16 protein-coding genes are annotated in these 15,783 nt (G+C 68.9%); 14 read left to right on the top strand and 2 right to left on the bottom strand.

What is annotated here, in order from left to right; all coding sequences use genetic code 11:
- Positions 1-3: 3 nt before the first annotated feature.
- The 8 genes from ACIPSE_RS04880 to ACIPSE_RS04845 all read left to right on the top strand — a co-directional run bounded on the left by ACIPSE_RS04880 (position 4) and on the right by ACIPSE_RS04845 (position 5,857).
- Positions 4-873 (top strand): hypothetical protein, encoded by an 870-nt coding sequence (locus tag ACIPSE_RS04880; protein ID WP_401657396.1) that lies wholly within the window; start codon positions 4-6, stop codon positions 871-873.
- Positions 870-2,177 (top strand): CpaF family protein, encoded by a 1,308-nt coding sequence (locus tag ACIPSE_RS04875; RefSeq protein WP_401657394.1) that lies wholly within the window; start codon positions 870-872, stop codon positions 2,175-2,177. Before ACIPSE_RS04880 ends, ACIPSE_RS04875 begins: the two co-directional genes overlap by 4 nt.
- Before the next feature lie 41 nt (positions 2,178-2,218).
- Positions 2,219-3,145, top strand: a complete 927-nt coding sequence (locus tag ACIPSE_RS04870) for a type II secretion system F family protein (protein WP_401657694.1) — start codon at positions 2,219-2,221, stop codon at positions 3,143-3,145.
- Positions 3,142-4,065, top strand: a complete 924-nt coding sequence (locus ACIPSE_RS04865; protein WP_401657392.1) for a type II secretion system F family protein — start codon at positions 3,142-3,144, stop codon at positions 4,063-4,065. Before ACIPSE_RS04870 ends, ACIPSE_RS04865 begins: the two co-directional genes overlap by 4 nt.
- A gap of 68 nt (positions 4,066-4,133) precedes the next feature.
- Positions 4,134-4,421 (top strand): hypothetical protein, encoded by a 288-nt coding sequence (locus ACIPSE_RS04860; protein WP_401657390.1) that lies wholly within the window; start codon positions 4,134-4,136, stop codon positions 4,419-4,421.
- A gap of 8 nt (positions 4,422-4,429) precedes the next feature.
- A complete protein-coding gene (locus ACIPSE_RS04855; protein WP_401657388.1) occupies positions 4,430-4,900 on the top strand; it encodes a TadE family protein in 471 nt (156 codons plus the stop codon).
- Between the two features lie 13 nt (positions 4,901-4,913).
- Positions 4,914-5,390, top strand: coding sequence for a TadE/TadG family type IV pilus assembly protein (locus tag ACIPSE_RS04850; protein WP_401657386.1), 477 nt, complete (start codon positions 4,914-4,916; stop codon positions 5,388-5,390).
- 5 nt (positions 5,391-5,395) lie between these two features.
- Entirely contained in the window at positions 5,396-5,857 is a 462-nt protein-coding gene (locus ACIPSE_RS04845; protein ID WP_401657692.1) for a TadE/TadG family type IV pilus assembly protein, read from the top strand.
- Here the strand turns inward: ACIPSE_RS04845 and ACIPSE_RS04840 are convergent.
- On the bottom strand, positions 5,800-7,557 hold the full coding sequence (locus ACIPSE_RS04840) for a sigma-70 family RNA polymerase sigma factor (RefSeq protein ID WP_401657384.1): 1,758 nt from the start codon (positions 7,555-7,557) through the stop codon (positions 5,800-5,802). The two genes, ACIPSE_RS04845 and ACIPSE_RS04840, sit on opposite strands and share 58 nt — an antisense overlap.
- Positions 7,558-7,768: 211 nt before the next feature.
- Between ACIPSE_RS04840 and ACIPSE_RS04835 the strand changes: the two genes are divergently transcribed.
- Positions 7,769-8,212: an SsgA family sporulation/cell division regulator gene (locus tag ACIPSE_RS04835; RefSeq protein ID WP_401657382.1), complete on the top strand. Its 444-nt coding sequence runs from the start codon at positions 7,769-7,771 to the stop codon at positions 8,210-8,212.
- Between the two features lie 18 nt (positions 8,213-8,230).
- On the opposite strand, the gene ACIPSE_RS04830 is transcribed toward ACIPSE_RS04835, so the two are convergent.
- Positions 8,231-8,569, bottom strand: a complete 339-nt coding sequence (locus ACIPSE_RS04830) for a hypothetical protein (protein WP_401657690.1) — start codon at positions 8,567-8,569, stop codon at positions 8,231-8,233.
- Positions 8,570-8,642: 73 nt separating this feature from the next.
- Here ACIPSE_RS04830 and ACIPSE_RS04825 point away from each other — a divergent pair, with 73 nt between their 5' ends.
- The 5 genes from ACIPSE_RS04825 (at position 8,643) to ACIPSE_RS04805 (ending at position 15,775) form a co-directional block, all read left to right on the top strand.
- Positions 8,643-9,290 carry a hypothetical protein gene (locus ACIPSE_RS04825; protein WP_401657380.1) on the top strand — a complete coding sequence of 216 codons (648 nt, stop codon included), beginning with the start codon at positions 8,643-8,645 and terminating at the stop codon, positions 9,288-9,290.
- Positions 9,291-9,306: 16 nt separating this feature from the next.
- Positions 9,307-9,924 carry a hypothetical protein gene (locus tag ACIPSE_RS04820; protein WP_401657378.1) on the top strand — a complete coding sequence of 206 codons (618 nt, stop codon included), beginning with the start codon at positions 9,307-9,309 and terminating at the stop codon, positions 9,922-9,924.
- Positions 9,925-9,952: 28 nt separating this feature from the next.
- Positions 9,953-10,381 (top strand): contact-dependent growth inhibition system immunity protein, encoded by a 429-nt coding sequence (locus tag ACIPSE_RS04815; RefSeq protein ID WP_401657376.1) that lies wholly within the window; start codon positions 9,953-9,955, stop codon positions 10,379-10,381.
- Positions 10,382-10,409: 28 nt separating this feature from the next.
- The gene (locus ACIPSE_RS04810) at positions 10,410-10,841 is read left to right on the top strand and encodes a hypothetical protein (protein ID WP_401657374.1); all 432 of its coding nucleotides are present in this window, start codon (positions 10,410-10,412) and stop codon (positions 10,839-10,841) included.
- 314 nt (positions 10,842-11,155) lie between these two features.
- Complete coding sequence (locus ACIPSE_RS04805; RefSeq protein WP_401657372.1) at positions 11,156-15,775, top strand: RHS repeat-associated core domain-containing protein; 4,620 nt, start codon at positions 11,156-11,158, stop codon at positions 15,773-15,775.
- Positions 15,776-15,783: the final 8 nt, after the last annotated feature.

The raw sequence follows: 15,783 nt of genomic DNA, 5'->3' as shown, positions 1-15,783 counted from the left end.
CCCATGGCGCTCATCGCTCTCGCCGCCGACAAGGGTTCCCCCGGCGTGACCACCGCGGCCGTCGCTCTCGCGGCGGTCTGGCCGCGGCGTGCCCTGCTCGCGGAGACCGACCCGGCGGGCGGCGACCTCGTGTACCGCAGTGCCGCCGCGCACGGAGGCCCGCTCAACCCGAACACCGGGATGCTGTCCATCGCCGCGACCGCCCGCCGCGGCCTGGTGCCCGACCAACTCTGGGACCACGTGCAGCCGTTGAGCGGCGGTCTCGAAGTCCTCGTGGGTCTCGGCAACGCCGAGCAGGCCGCCGGCCTCGCCGGACTGTGGCCGACCCTCGGGCACTCCTTCGCCGCGCTCGCCGAGTCCCCGAACGCGCCCGCCGACGTCATCGCCGACTGCGGGCGGATCGCCGGGGACACCCCTGTCGTGGACCTCTTCCCGCACGCCGCGCTCGTCCTGCTGATCAGCCGCACCGAGCCGGAGGCCATCGCGCGCGTCCGCGACCGGGCCGCCGCCCTCGGCAACAAGCTGCACGGCGGCCAGCGCGGCGTGGCGACCATGGGCAACCCGATGATCGGCGTCGTCCTCATCGCCGACACCAACAGCGCGCCCAAGATCGCCGGCCAGGTCAACGACATGCTTGTGCACGCCCAGACCGGCGCCCGCGTGGTCGGCACCCTCGCCGACGACCCGGCCGGTGCCGACCAGTTGGCCGGCCGCAAGCGCGGACGCCTGGAGAAGTCGCTGCTGATCCGCACCGCCCGCAAGGTCACCGCGGACCTGTACCAGCAGTACGGCGCCGCCTGGTCCGCGCCCACGCAGGCCCAGCAGCCGCAGGCGTACGGCCAGCCGGGCGGCCATGCCGGGGCCACCCGATGACCGCTGTCGACCACTCGCTGGTCAAACGGTTCCGGCAGGACGCCGGCGACCGGATCGCCGAACAGCGGCGCCAGGACCAGGTGTCCGGGGTCTCGCCGATGTCCGGCGAGGACGAACGGCACTACGCCCGCGCGGTCATAGCCCAGATCCTGGAGGAGTACGCCCGCACCGAGATCAACGCGGGCCGCACCCCCCTCGACGCGGAGACCGAGGAGCAGTACGCCGCCGCCGTGCACGCCGCGCTGTTCGGCGTCGGCCGGCTCCAGCCGCTCCTCGACAACATCGACGTCGAGAACATCGACATCAACGGGTACGACCAGGTCTTCGTCGGCTACTCCGACGGGCGCGAGTCCAAGGAGGACCCGGTCGCCGAGTCCGACGAGGAGCTCATCGAGCTCATCCAGGTCCTCGGCGCCTACTCGGGCCTGTCGTCCCGCCCCTTCGACTCCGCCAACCCGCAGCTCGACCTGCGGCTGCCCGACGGCTCGCGGCTGTCGGCCGTCATGGACGTCACCCGGCGCCCCGCGCTGTCCATCCGCCGCGCGCGCATGGGCAAGGTGTTCATCTCCGACCTCGTCGGCAACGGCACCGTGACCCCGGAGGTCGCGCACTTCCTGGCGTGCGCGGTGCGGGCCCGCAAGAACATCATGATCGCGGGCGCCACCAACGCCGGCAAGACGACGCTGCTGCGCGCCCTCGCCAACGAGATCCCGCCCCACGAGCGGCTGATCACCGTCGAACGGGCCCTGGAGCTCGGCCTCGACACCTTCGACGACCTGCACCCCAACGTCGTCGCGTTCGAGGAGCGGCTGCCCAACTCCGAGGGCCAGGGCCTGATCTCGATGGCCGAGCTGGTGCGCCGGTCGCTGCGCATGAACCCCTCCCGGGTCATCGTCGGCGAGGTCCTCGGCGACGAGATCGTCACCATGCTCAACGCCATGTCCCAGGGCAACGACGGCTCCCTGTCCACGATCCACGCGAACAGCTCGCACGAGGTGTTCAACCGCATCTCCACGTACGCCCTCCAGGCCGCCGAACGGCTGCCCATCGAGGCGAGCCAGATGCTGATCGCGGGCGCCGTGAACTTCGTCGTCTTCATCCAGCGGCGCAACAACTTCCAGACGGGCGGCCGACTTCAGCGCATGGTCACCTCCGTCCGCGAGGTCAACGGCGTCGACGGCCGTGTGCTGTCCAGCGAGGTGTTCGCGGAGACACCCGACGGGCGGATCGTGCCGCACGCGCCCATCGCCTGCCTCGACGACCTGATCGCACAGGGCTACCGGCCCTCGGGAACCTGGGGGTGACCGCCATGACGTCCTACGCCGCACTCGGTTCGCTCGGCTCCATGGGCGGACTGTTCTCCACGACCGTCCTGTACTCGCTCGGCTGCGGGGTCGCCGTCGGCGGCGGCATCGCGCTGTTCGCCGCCGCCCTGCGCGGACTGCCGGTCAAGCCGGATCACGAGAAGCAGAAGGCCGCCGAACGGGCCTCCGAGATGATCCGGTTCGCCGGACAGCGCGGCTCGCTCGCCGCGATCATCGGTCTCGTCGTGCTGCTGCTCACTCGCTGGGCCGTCGCCGGCATCGCGGCCGGGGTGCTCGTCTTCTTCTGGGACCGGCTCTTCGGCGGCGCCGCCGAGGAACGGGCCGCCATGCGCCGGGTGGAGGCGCTCGCCTCCTGGACGGAGTCGCTGCGCGACACCATCGCCGGCGCCGTCGGTCTGGAGCAGGCCATCCCCGCGTCCGCGCGGGCCGCGGCCCCCGTCCTGCGGCCCCATCTCGACGCGCTCGTCGACCGGTTGCGCTCCCGCACCCCGCTGCCCGAGGCGCTCCAGCACCTCGCCGACGAGATCGACGACGCCTCCGCCGACATCATCGTCGCCGCGCTCATCCTCAACGCCCGGCTGCGCGGCCCCGGTCTGCGCCAGGTGCTCGGCGCGCTCGCCAAGTCGGCGCGCGAGGAAGTCGACATGCGCCAGCGCGTGATGGCCCAACGGTCCTCCACCCGCCGCTCGGTGCAGATCGTCGTCGCCGTCTCCATCGCCTTCGTCCTCGGACTGTCCATCTTCAACCGGGACTTCGTCGAGCCGTACGGCACGGCCGTCGGCCAGCTCGTCCTCGCCTGCGTCTGCGGGCTGTTCGCGCTCGGCTTCTGGTGGCTGCGCAAGCTGTCCACCATCGAGACGCCCGAACGGTTCCTGATCAAGGACGAGTCGTCGGTCCAGTTCGTCCGGCCGAGGACCCAGCCCGCGGAAGAAGGGGTACGTCGATGAGCCTGACCATGCCGATCACCGTCGGCGCGATCATCGGCCTGGGCATCTACGTCCTGGTCCGGGCCCTGATGCCGACCAAACGCAGCGCGGTCTCCCAGGTCGCCCGGATCGACGCGATGCGGGCCCGCGGAGCGGCGTACGAGTCCTCGCGGACCGGCGCCGACCAGGGGCGGCTCGGTTCGATGCGGGCCGACGTCGGGCGCCGCGTCGCCGAGTTCTATCTCCAGCAGGGCTGGGAGCAGCGGTCGCTGCGGGCGGATCTCGCCGTCCTGGACCGCAGTTGGGAGAAGTTCCTCGCCACCAAGGTGCTGCTGGCCACCGCCGGTCTGTTCTTCGGCCCGTTCCTGTTCGCGGTGATCTGGACCCTGGGCTTCGGCCGCAGCCCGATCATCCCGGTGTGGCTCGCGCTCGCCTTCGCCGCCGTCTTCTTCTTCCTGCCCGACCTGGAGGTACGGCGGGACGCGGCCGAGAAGCGGCGCGATCTGCGGCGTGTGATCGGCGCCTATCTGGACCTCGTCTCCATGAGCCTCGCGGGCGGACGCGGTCTGCCCGAGGCGCTGATGGCGGCGGCCGAGGTCTCCGACGGCTGGGCCACCCAGCGCATCCGCAACGCGCTCAACGACGCCCGGATCACCGGTATCAGCCAGTGGCAGGCGCTCGGTCAGCTGGGCGAGGAGATCGGCGTGGAGGAACTGAAGGACCTCTCCGCCTCGCTCGCCCTGGTCGCGGACGACGGGGCCAAGGTCCGTGAGTCCCTCGCCTCCCGCGCCGAGACCATGCGGCACCGCGAACTCGCCGAGATCGAGGGCAGCGCGGGCGAGAAGTCGCAGTCCATGCTCGTCGCCCAGCTGCTGCTGTGCGCCGGCTTCCTGGTGTTCCTGATCTTCCCGGCGGCCATGAGGGTGTTCCAGGTCTCCTGAGCCGCCGCCCCCGGCCGTTTCCAGCAACGCCGCACGCCAACCGCTGTTTCGAGAGGACGACACACGACATGAACGCACGTATCGCACGCACCGGACGGGACGGGCGCGACGGCCGGGAGTTCCGCACCGGCATCCCGCAGGTCGACTTCCTGATCACCTTCCTGAGCGCCCGCGTCGAGCGCGCCCGCTCCGGCGAACTGGACCGCGGCGCCTCCGCGGTGGAGTGGGTCATCATCTCCGCGGTCGTCGTGGCGATCGTCGGCGTGGTCGCCGCGATCATCAACGCCGCGCTGAGCGAGGGCGCCAACAAGGTCGGCGACTGCATCAAGGGTGCCGACGCGGGCAAGACCTGCTGATCGTCCGTATGACGATGAAGACGGACGGCGTAGGGGGATGGGTACGCCGCAGGGTGCAGACGGCTCGCCAAGAGGCGTCCGCCCGCGGCGACTCCGGCATGACCGCGATCGAGTTCGTGCTGCTCACACCGGTCCTCTTCTTCATGATCTTCGCGACGGTGCAGTTCGCGCTGTACTTCTTCGCGGACCATGTCGCCCAGGCGGCGGCACAGGCGGGTGCCCGCAAGGCGCGTGCCACGGCCGACGCCCAGCCGGGCGCGTGGCGCGGTGAGGCGCGGGACGTCGTCGACAGCTACATCGGCCAACTCGGCCCGCAGCTCGTGCTGTCGCCGAACGTGACGATGCTCCAGCCCGAGCAGAACACGGTCGGCGTGGAGATCACGGCACGGGTCCCGACGGTCTTCCCCGGCCTCGACCTGACGGTGCACGCGCAGTCGCAGGGACCGGTCGAACGGTTCGTCCAGGACAACGGGAACTGAGCTGAAGCTGACCATGAAGCATGTGCTGCGCGGGGCGGCGCGCCGGTTCAGAACCGACGACGGGGCTCCGCCGACGGACGACCAAGGGGCTCCGCCGACGGACGACCGAGGGCTCTCCACCGTCGAGGTGGTGATCCTCGCCCCGGTGATGATCCTGTTCATCCTGGTCCTGGTGGCCTTCGGTCAACTCGTCGACGGTCGGGGCGCGGTGGACGGCGCGGCCCGTGACGCCGCGCGCGCCGGCTCCATCCAGAAGGACCACGCCACCGCGATGTCGGAGGCCCGCAAGGCCGCCGAGGCCGACCTCGCCGACGTCTGCTCCGGTCCCGTGACCGTCGACCAGACGAGCGCGGGCTTCGAGGCGGCGACCTTCTTCACGGTCGAGGTGAGCTGCGAGGTCCGCGGACTGGCCATGCTCGGCCTCGACATCCCCACGACCCTGACGGCGAGCTTCAGTTCGCCCCTGGACCCGTTCCGGAGGACGGCGTGAACGGTATCCGGGCCGCCGCGCGCGACTGGCTGTCGGACCGCCGGTCCCACCTCGACGACCGGGGTTCGGGCGCCGGCGCGGTCATCATCTTCGCGCTGGTCTTCCTTTCCCTGTCGGCCTTCGTCATCGACGGCGGCCTGTCCATCTCCAAGCGCGAACGCGCCGCCGACATCGCCGAACAGGCCGCGCGGTACGCCGCCCAGGACATCGACCTGGACGCCCTCTACGACGACGAGAACGGCCCCGCCCCGATCAACTTCCAGAACTGCGACGCCCGGGTGCGCGCGTTCGCCCGCGAGATGAACATGACGGGCGCGGACATCGCGGCGACCCACTGCGTCACCGCGGACGCCGACCAGGTCGCGGTCGAGGTCCAGTTGACCTACTCCCCGGTCTTCACCGGCATGTTCTACAGCGGCGACGTCACCGTCCACGGCCAGGCGACGGCGGAGAACGAGGTCGGCTGACGGCCGGTTCCCGGGTTCTGCGGCGGCTGCTCGGGCGGGGGAGTCCCGCCCGGGGGCGTCCGGCCCGGTGGCATCCCACCTGACGGCTTCCCTCCGGGAGGTGGGCAGTTGTCCTCGCCGGGAGGGGTCGGCTCCTTCGGAGTGGGCTCCGGGTGGGCGGGAGGCGTCGGTTCGGCGGGCGGGTTCGGTTCGGCCGGGGGCGTCGGCTCCGCCGGAGGCGCGGGTTCGGTCGGGGAGGGTTCAGGCGCGGTCGGCGCGGTCGGCGCGGTCGGCGCGGTCGGTTCGGCCGGAGGCGTGGGCTCCGTGGGTTCCGCCGACGGTGCGGGTTCCGTGGGTTCCGCCGGAGGCGTCGGCTCTGCCGGTTCCGTGGGCGTCTCGACGGGTACCGGTTCCGTGGTCGCCGGTGGGGCCGGTTCGGCCGTACTGGGAGCCGGAGTCGGAAGGGGGGTCGCGGACGGAGTCGCAGGGGGCGTCGGGCTGGCGGAGGACTCCGCGGGGGCCGGGACCACGGGCGTTCCGCCGTCGCCGGGGGCCGCCGCGGCAACCGGCTCCTCCCGTACGACCGTGTCGCCGACCGCCGAACCCGTCGTACCGCCGACCGCCGAACCCGTCGTACCGCCGACCGCCGAACCCGTCGTACCGCCGACACCGACAGTGTCGCCGTCGCCGTCGCCGTCACCGGCGTCGCCCCGTGCCGGGGCGGTCACCGGGTCCTGGGCCACCGGTGACCGGCTCGCCGGGACTTCGGCGACGGGGGTGCGGTGGGCGGGGGACTGGTCGTCGGGGCCGAGGGCGAGCAGGAGGGCCGCGGCGGCGAGGGCGATCGCGCCGGCCGTGGCGGCGGCCTTGGCCGCGCCTCCCTTCGCCGGCCCCTTCCACCCGCCGACACCGCTCCAGCTCGTCGAGCCCGCGGCGAAGGTCAGCAGGAACCGGCCCGAGCCGCCCAGCACCACGAGAAGCAGCGCGGGCCCGACGAGCGCGGGCAGCCGGTCGTTGGCGCTCATCAGCGCGGCGAGCCGGGCCCGGCAGTCGTCGCACGCGTCCACGTGCCCCAGGACGCGTTCGGACTGCCGCGCGGTGGCGGAGCCACGGACGTACGCGGGCATGCGGGCCCAGTGGACCTGGCAGGCGGGATCGTCCGGAGCACCGGTCTGCGCGCGCAGGAACGCCTGCCGCATGCCCTCACGGGCGCGGTGCAGCAGGACCGCCGTGGCCCCGTCCTTCGTGCCGAGCTGCGGCCCGATCGCCGCCAGCGGCAGCCCTTCCGCGTCCGCGAGCCACAGCGCCTTGACCCACCGCTCGGGCAACTGCCCCAGCACCCGCACCAGCAGGTCGACGGAGGACACCTGCTCGGCCGGATCACCGCCCTGCGCGGGCACGGAGACCCGCTCGTCGCTCTGCGGATCGTGCGGGGTCTCCCGTACGGCGCTGCCCGCGGCCGACGCGAGACGGCGGACCGTCGTCATCAGGTACGCGGGCACGTTCTCGATCTCGTGCCCCGCGGCGAGGCGGCGCCACACGCGGAAGTGGGCCTCCGCGACGAGGTCCTCGGCGGCCCAGGAACTCCTGGTGAGGGAGCGGGCGTAGGCGACCAGACGCGGCTGCTGCTCCTCGTAGACCCGGGCGTAGGCGGAGGTCGCGGTGGAGATCGCGGCGGAGGTCGCCGCGGAGGCTTCAGCGTCAGTGGATCCGTCAGACATGGCGGAACGCTCCGGAGTGCCTGTTTGAAGCGGCGGTAAGGGTTTGTCAGCCTAGATGACGAAACTTTCAATAAAAGTTTCCGGCATCGTCGGAAGTGGCGTACATCACATGGGTAACTTGCGTAACCGGCGTAATGCCGGCCCCGGTTTCCTCCTCGAAGGAGGTGCAACGGCCCAACCGGCCGCCTCCCGCCCCGCATCGGAGACGCACATGCGACACAACGGTCACCTCACCCTGGAACAGCCCACCGGTGCGCGCCTGCTCACCGCCGACGACGAGGAGTTGGCGGTCACCGTCACCCTCCGCTACACGGCCGACGACCCGTTGGCCGTGCACTTCGACTTCCCCGCGTGGATCTCCCTGGACGGCGAGGAGTTGACGTGGACCTTCGCGCGGGGGCTCCTGGAGGAGGGCGTCGGCAGTCCGGCGGGCCTGGGCAACGTCCACGTCGGCCCGTACGACCGCACGCGCACCGCCGTGGAGTTCAGGGCGCCGGAGGGCGTGGCGATGATCCTCTTCGAGACGGCGGCCCTGCACCGGTACCTGCTGCGCACGTACAGGGTCACGGAGCCGGGGGACGAGCCGACGCAGCCCGCGCTGGAGCGGGGACTGGCGGAGCTGCTCGGCGGGGTCCGAGACGCCCCGGGAGCGTGAACCCGTCTTCTGCCGGGGCTACTTGTCGGCCTTGGGAGGCCGCTTGTCCTCGGTCCTCATCTTGTCGTTGACCTGCTTGGCGAGTTCGTCGTCGAGCTTCTTGAACTCCCGGACGACGGCGTCCGACATCTTCGACAGCGCGTCGAGCTGCTGCGTGATGTCCTCGCGGCCGTCCTCCCAGTTGGACTCGAAGTCGTCGAGGGCGTCGTTCACGCTGCCGTCGCCGATGTCGTCCCTGTACTGCTCGAACAGCTTCTTGGTGTGGTTGAGCTGCGCCTTGATCGACCGCAGCCGCTGACCGTACGTCTCCAGCTCGGTCAACGGGAGCGAGAGGTCGCTCTTGCCGCCCTGTCCCATGGCCACGTCCCCCGATCTCGTAGTCTGACGTGCACGGTACAACGGATGAGGACGGGGAAGGTCGGTCTACGTCATGGCCCGCTACATGGAGACGCTCACCGTCGAGCGCGGGGGTTTCCGGATCAAGGTCCCCGAGTCGTGGTGGGAGTTCGACGTCCGCCCCGAGTCACGGGACGACTCGATCCGCCGCATGGTGAACGAACGCGTCGGACAGCACCCGGAGCTGTCCCAGTACCGTGACGTCTACACGGACTTCCTCCGCAAGGCCGCCGCGGACGCCTGGAAGTCGGGCGCCCTGTACTGCGGTTGCATGGCGGAGAACTTCGGCGCTGACACCCCGATCACGGGATCGGTGACGGTGTCCCTGGTCGGCGGACGCAACGAACACGGCGAGCCCCTCTCCAACGACCCGTCCGTCATCGCGAGCCAGCTGGCCGTCAAGGAGGCGAAGCGCGAGGGCGACTCCTGGCGCAAGGTCACCACGGTCGACATCCCCGGTGTGGGCCCGGCCGCCCGCACGTACGGCATCGAGGACATCCCCGTCCCCGACGACGCCCTGAACCGCACGATCCGCGCGGTGCTCGTCCAGACGTACATCCCCGTCCCGGGCCAGGAGGGCAAGGTCGCGCTCGTCGCCGGCAGCAGCCAGGTCCTGGACCTCGCGGAGTCCTTCTTCGACATCTTCGACGCGATCACGTCGACGTTCCGCTTCACGGCCTGACCGGATGACGGCGTCGGTGACCGAACGCGGCCTGGCCTACGACGTGTTCGGCCCGCTGTGGTCGGTCCTCGACCTGGGTGCGGTGGCGGGGGCCGAGTCGCCGACCGCCTTCGTGGCCGCGCACCGGGCCGAGTTGGACGACCTGCTCGAAGCGGTACGGGAGATCGGCGACTTCTCGCCCGGGACGATGCGGCTCTTCGAGCGGCAGGGCGGCTGGAACGACCGGGGCGGCGGGTCGGCGGAGGTGACGCCCGAGTCCCTGACGCTGCACTCGGCCTGCGTCGAGCGATACCCACCGGACCTCACGGACCCCGCGGCGCTGCGCCGTATCCTCCGCACGGGCGGCGACCTGCAACTCACCCGGCTCATGGACGGGTTGGTGGGCGCCGCGGTGACACGGGGGACGGAGGCCGACCGGGGCGCCGCCCTCGTGTCCGCCGCCGTGCGCGGGGCTGCGGCACTGCTCGGACGCGACGGCGGGCGCGCGGTGGCCGACGTGTTCCGCATGTGGCGGGTGGCGTCCCTGCCGGACGCGCTGCGCCCGGACGCGCCGACGCCGGAAGCCGCCAGGGAGGGCTTCAGGGCGTACGCCCACGCCCTGGCGGACGCGCTCGACGGGCCTGGACCTGGATGAACGGCGGACCATGAAAGGATCACGCCTCGTGCCTCAGCCGATCGACCGCAGCCGGTCCCTGACGCAGCTCGACGGGCAGCGATGGGCCGATCCGCCCCCGGACACCACCGCCATGGTCAGGAACGTCCACGAGCTGCGCCACCGCCCGATCGGCCTGCTCGCACCACATGAGCTGGCCCGCCTGATCGGCCAGGACGTCGGCCTGCCCTGGCTGCTTCCCCGGGCGGTGGAGATCCTCCGGGACACCGCTCCCGGCCAGGCGGCCGGCGGCTGGTACGACGAGGACCTGCTCTACGCGGTCGTCACCAGGAACCGGCATGCCTGGACAGACGTCCCGCAAGCTGCGTACTGGACGGCTGAGTTGAGGAACACCTTGACCGTGCTGGTCGATCTCTCCCGCTCCTTGAAGCGAGAGGCGGACACCTGCCTCTCCACGCTCCCCGGAGGAACGTCATGACGCCGCACCACCCCCACTCCGAGACGCGGTGGTCGCGATAGCCCGCCACTGGAACTGGGAGACCGGCGAGGGCCTGCTGGGCATCGACGACCCGGCGGAGGTCGACGCCGCCCTCGACCGCCGGGACGACCGTCTGGGCGCCGCAGTGATCGGCCTCGCTCTCAACTGCGAGCCGGAGGTGGTGTCCCCGCGGATCATCCGGGCCCTGGAACTGCTCCCCGGCCCCGGCCGTGACTTCCCCTTCACCGCGACCGCCCACCTGGCCCGCCTCGACCGCCGCCTGACCCCGGAGCTGTACGAGGCCCTCCGCGCCGAGGGCCCGGGCGGCGCCGCCGACCACACGTTCGACGACGTCCTGACGTACATCCCCTTCCGGGACCTGCCGCCCTGGCTGAAGCGACGCTGGGTCCGAGTGACGGTACGGGAGACACTGCGACGCTGGTGGCCATGGCCCCGCTGATCGATTTCCAGGACGAGTGATCATGGGCAGTGGATACAGGTACCGGTTCCGGAGCTCGCTCGATGGACTTGCCGCGGCCTGTTTCCCAGCGGCCCATTTCCGCCCGGAGGTGGCCGCGTTGGCCACAGCGGGAACTACGCCTTCCGTTGGGGAGGCAGCGAATCACCCTTTGCGGACGAATCCCAGGGACGTGCTCCGCAGCTCACCAGCAGAATGCCGCTGGTGGTGACCATGACCTCACTGATCGAGCTACCCCTCGAACGGTCGTCCAGGTAAGTTCGCACGCGCACAGAGATGTTGTTGACGTTGCGTGCGTGACGGGGGTTGCGGGTATGGCGGGGCATCGGCCGACGGACTGGTATGTCCTGGATCTGGAGAAGGATCCGACGCCGGGTGATCCGGACCGGGTGAAGCGGCTGGCGAAGACGCTGCACGATTTCGCGGACGACGTCTCGGACGCTTTGCGTCTGGTGAAGGGGATGGCGGGCGAGGACACCCTGCTGGAGTGGGCGGGGAAGTCTGCTGAGGTGTTCAAGGAGGAGTTCGGGGGTGTCCCGAAGAACCTCAAGAAGCTGAAGAAGTCGTACGAGTTGTGCGGGGACGCGCTCGCCGACTTCTGGCCGAAGCTGGAGCGTGCGCAGGCGCTGGCGGATCGTGCGCTGGTGAAGGGCCGTGAGGCGCAGAGCGACCTGTCGTCCGCCAACTCCCGTCTGTCCTCGGCTGATTCGTGGGTCACCCGTGCCAACAAGGAGGCGGACAAGTACAAGGACGATCCCATCGGCAGTAAGTCGGGTGGTGACAAGCCGGACGAGGGGAAGGTCCGTGCGGCGACCCGGGATGCCCAGCATGCCAAGTCGGCGCAGACGACGGCGCGGTCGGATGTCGACAGTGCGCAGGACGCGTTGGATGCGGCGAAGAAGATGGCCGCGGATGCGCGGAGGATGCGTGAGGACGCGGCGCGGGACGCGAAGTCGAAGATCGACGAAGCCTCGGATGCGGGTATTCAGAACCGGTCGTGGTGGGAGGAGGTCGGTGACTGGTTCACCGACAACTGGGACACCATCGTGTCGGTCTGCAAGATCGTCGTAGCGGTCGTCGGGATCGTCGCGATGATCATCGGTGGTCCGATCCTCGGTGTGATCGTGCTCGTCGCCGCACTCGTTGTCCTGGCCGACACGCTCTACAAATATTCGAAGGGCCAGGCGTCCCTGTGGGATGTGGGCCTGGCGGCCCTGGACTGCATACCGGGCATGAAGGGGATCACCACGCTCGGTGGACTCGCGAAGGGTCTCAAGGGCGGCATGGCCGCGATGAAGGGGATGCGGGGCGGCCTCAAGGGGATGAGTCTGGCCCTGCGCGGGCTGGGCAAGAACGCCCGCGGCATGATCGCGGATGGGGCCAAGGGCGCCTACAACCGGACCAAGGAGACAGTCAAGTCACTGTTCACGGACCCCGTTGACCTGGCAACGGGAACTATGTTCCTGCCACAGACCGACATCGTGCTGCCGGGTGTTCTGCCGCTCGTCTTCACCCGACGTGTCGCTTCGGACTACCGGTGCGGGTGGTGGTTCGGACCGACTTGGGCGTCGACCATCGACCAACGCCTTGAAGTCGATGAGCAGGGCGTTGTCTTCGTCACGGAGGACGGGCTCCTGCTGTCGTATTCCCACCCGGTCCACCCGGGCCTTCCGGTTCTCCCGGACAGGGGACCGCATCAGCCGCTTCTGCGCCTGGACGACGGTGGCTACCGTATCGATGATCTGGCCACAGGGCACAGCCGGCTGTTCCGTGCCCCTGACCCGAGCGGTATGTGCCTACTGGCCCGTGTCACCGACCGGAACGGTAATACCGCCGAGTTCGACTACGACGATCAGGGCACGCCACTCGGCATTCGACACTCCGGGGGCTACCGCCTGGGGTTCACGGCAGAGGACGATCGCATCGTGGCCCTGACGCTGAAAGGCGCGGCTGAAGACGGCGGCGACGAGCTCATCAAGCGATACGGCTACAGCGACGGAAACCTCATGGAGGTGTTCCACGCCTCGGACGAACCGCTGCGGTTCGAGTATGACGATCGACTGCGTATCACGTCGTGGACCGACACCAACAGCAGTACGTACTCGTATATCTACGATGAGAAGGATCGCTGCACGGCAGAAGGCGGCGAGGCCGGACATATTGCTGTCACTCTGCAGTACGACGGTGAGGATCCCCAGTGGCCGGGTATGCGGATCACCGCGCTCACGACAGCAGACGGAGCGGTCAACCGCTTTGTCATCAACGACAGCTGTCAGGTTGTTGCCGAAGTTGACGCGTTGGGGGCAATCACTCGCACTGAATATGATGTGAACCATCATGTCGTCGCGTACACGGATGCCTTGCAGCACACCACCCGTTTCGTCAATGATGAGGTGGGACGTCCTCAAGCCATCACTCGGCCGGATGGTGCGACAACTCGTATCACCTACAATTCCTTTGGCCGACCCACCCTCATCGTGTTGCCTGGCGGCGCGCGCTGGGTTCGTGACTACGACGAGCGTGGTAACTGCACCTCGATTGTGAATCCTATGGGCAGGGCGATGCGCTTTGCCTACGACGATCGTGGAGGAATTGTCGCCACGGTGGATCCCCTGGGCGAGACGACACACGTCCTCTGTAACTCTGCCGGACTGACCATCGAGCTCACCGACCCGCTCAATAGTCGATCCACCTATGAATACGACGCGTTCGGGCGCCTGACCGCAGTAGCGGACGGGAGCGGCGCAGTCACGCGTATGCGCTGGTCGACGCAAGGTCACTTGATTCATTGTGCATATCCTGACGGCTCTGCGGAGTCCTGGTCGTACGACGGCGAAGGGAACTGCGTCCGTCATGTGAATGCGGCCGGCCTGGCCACGGTTTCCGAGTACACGCACTTCGACCTCCTGAGTGCACGCACCGATCCGGATGGATCTCGGTACGAGTTCGACTACGATTCCGCTCTCAGGCTGACGAAAGTGATCAATCCGCAGAAGCTGGAGTGGTCGTACGCATACGACCTCGCCGGTCGTCTCGTATCCGAGGTCGACTTCGACAGCCGCTCGCTGGAATACGGTTATGACCCTGCGAACCGGCTGACCTCGCGGACCAATGCCCTTGGCCGGACGATCCGCTTCGATCGTGATTCCCTGGGGCAGGTTGTCCGGAAGACGGCCGGCGAGGTGGAGACCACGTTCTCCTATGACCTCGACGGACGGATGACAGAGGCCGTCGGGCCGGACGGTCGGCTGGCCCGAGAATACGACGCGGTCGGGCTGCTGGCGCTGGAGACGGTCAATGGCCGGGCCGTGAGTCACACCTACGACCTGGCGGGGCGTCGTACGAGGCGAGCCACCCCCACGGGCGTCGTCAGCGAGTGGACCCATGATGCCGCAGGTAACACCAGGACGCTCTCCGCCGCCGGTCAGGTGATCCACTTCAACTACGACGCCACAGGCAACGAGGTGCTGCGCAGTGTCGGCACGAATCCCGTTCTGACACAGGCATGGGACGGCCTGGGGCGTCTGCGGGAACAGGGCGTGCTCGGGGCCGGGGGTCAGACCATCCAGCGGCGGAGCTACGTCTACCGTGCCGACGGCCATCTGCTGGACGTGGATGACCAACTGAACGGCGCCCAGCATTTCTCTCTTGATCCCATGGGGCGTGTCAACGCGGTTCAGGCCATGGGATGGACCGAGCGATACGCCTACGACGAAGCCGGCAACCTGACGGATGTCTCAGGGACCGAATCCGCATCCGGACACTTGCTGAGCGGCACGCGTTCGTACCGGGGGACACGCATCGTCCGTGCGGGTGGAGTTCACTATGAATACGATGCGGCGGGGCGTCTTGTCCTCCGCCGGAAGGCCCGGCTGTCGCACAAAGCGGACGTGTGGCGTTACTCCTGGAGTGACGAGGACCGGCTGACCGGAGTGGTGACGCCCGACGGAACGCACTGGCGGTACCACTACGATCCTCTCGGTCGGCGCATTGCGAAGCTGCGCCTTGCCGCAGACGGTGTCTCCGTGGCGGAGCGAACCGACTTCTGCTGGGACGGCACCACCCTCTGTGAACAGACGACCCATCAGACCGGAACAGCGAACGAGATCACCCTCACCTGGGGGCATCAGGGACTGCATCCGGTGAGTCAGACCGAACGTGTCACTGCTGTCGGCGAACGGCAGGAAGAAATTGACACGCGGTTCTTCGCGATTGTCACGGACCTGATTGGTGCTCCGCGCGAACTGCTCGACGGCGGCGGAAATATTGTCTGGCGTTCTCGTCCAATGCTGTGGGGTTCCACCGCTTGGAATTCCGGCGCAACCGCCTATACGCCACTCCGATTTCCCGGCCAGTATTTTGATCCCGAGTCGGGTCTGCACTACAATTATCTACGCTATTATGACCCCGACGTTGCGCGCTATGTGAGCAGTGACCCCATGGGGTTGTCTCCGGCGCCCAATCCGGTCGGGTACGTGGACAATCCTTACTCGTGGAGTGATCCGCTGGGGCTCGGTCCTTACGACCGGGCAGTAAAGCGTACGAATAAAGTGATGAAGAATGCCGAGGCCGGGACAGTCAGGCGTGCCCCGAACTATCACGGGCGGCTACCGGACGAGCTGGAAAGGGATATCCTGGCATCGCCGGACGGCGTGTATGCCTCAACTGGTACCGGCGGCCGCTTCATTTTCCACAAGGGGCAGGACATTGTCATCACCGAAGGCCAGGGTGCGAACGCTGGACAGGTGGTGACAAGCTACGGCCCATCAGGACCCCGTGGTAAGAGTGGGGCTGAAATCTATGGCGGAGATCCATCGGACCCTGGGCTCCCGATCACACCCGAGATGATCACAAATGGCGAGATTCCCACGCCCAGCGGCGGAACAGTTGCACCGGCAGTCCAAATCGGGCCTTAGTGAGGAGC

This window comes from Streptomyces sp. NPDC090106 (assembly GCF_044747265.1).
Lineage (GTDB): Bacteria > Actinomycetota > Actinomycetes > Streptomycetales > Streptomycetaceae > Streptomyces.
This window is presented reverse-complemented; position numbering and strand designations above follow the sequence as displayed.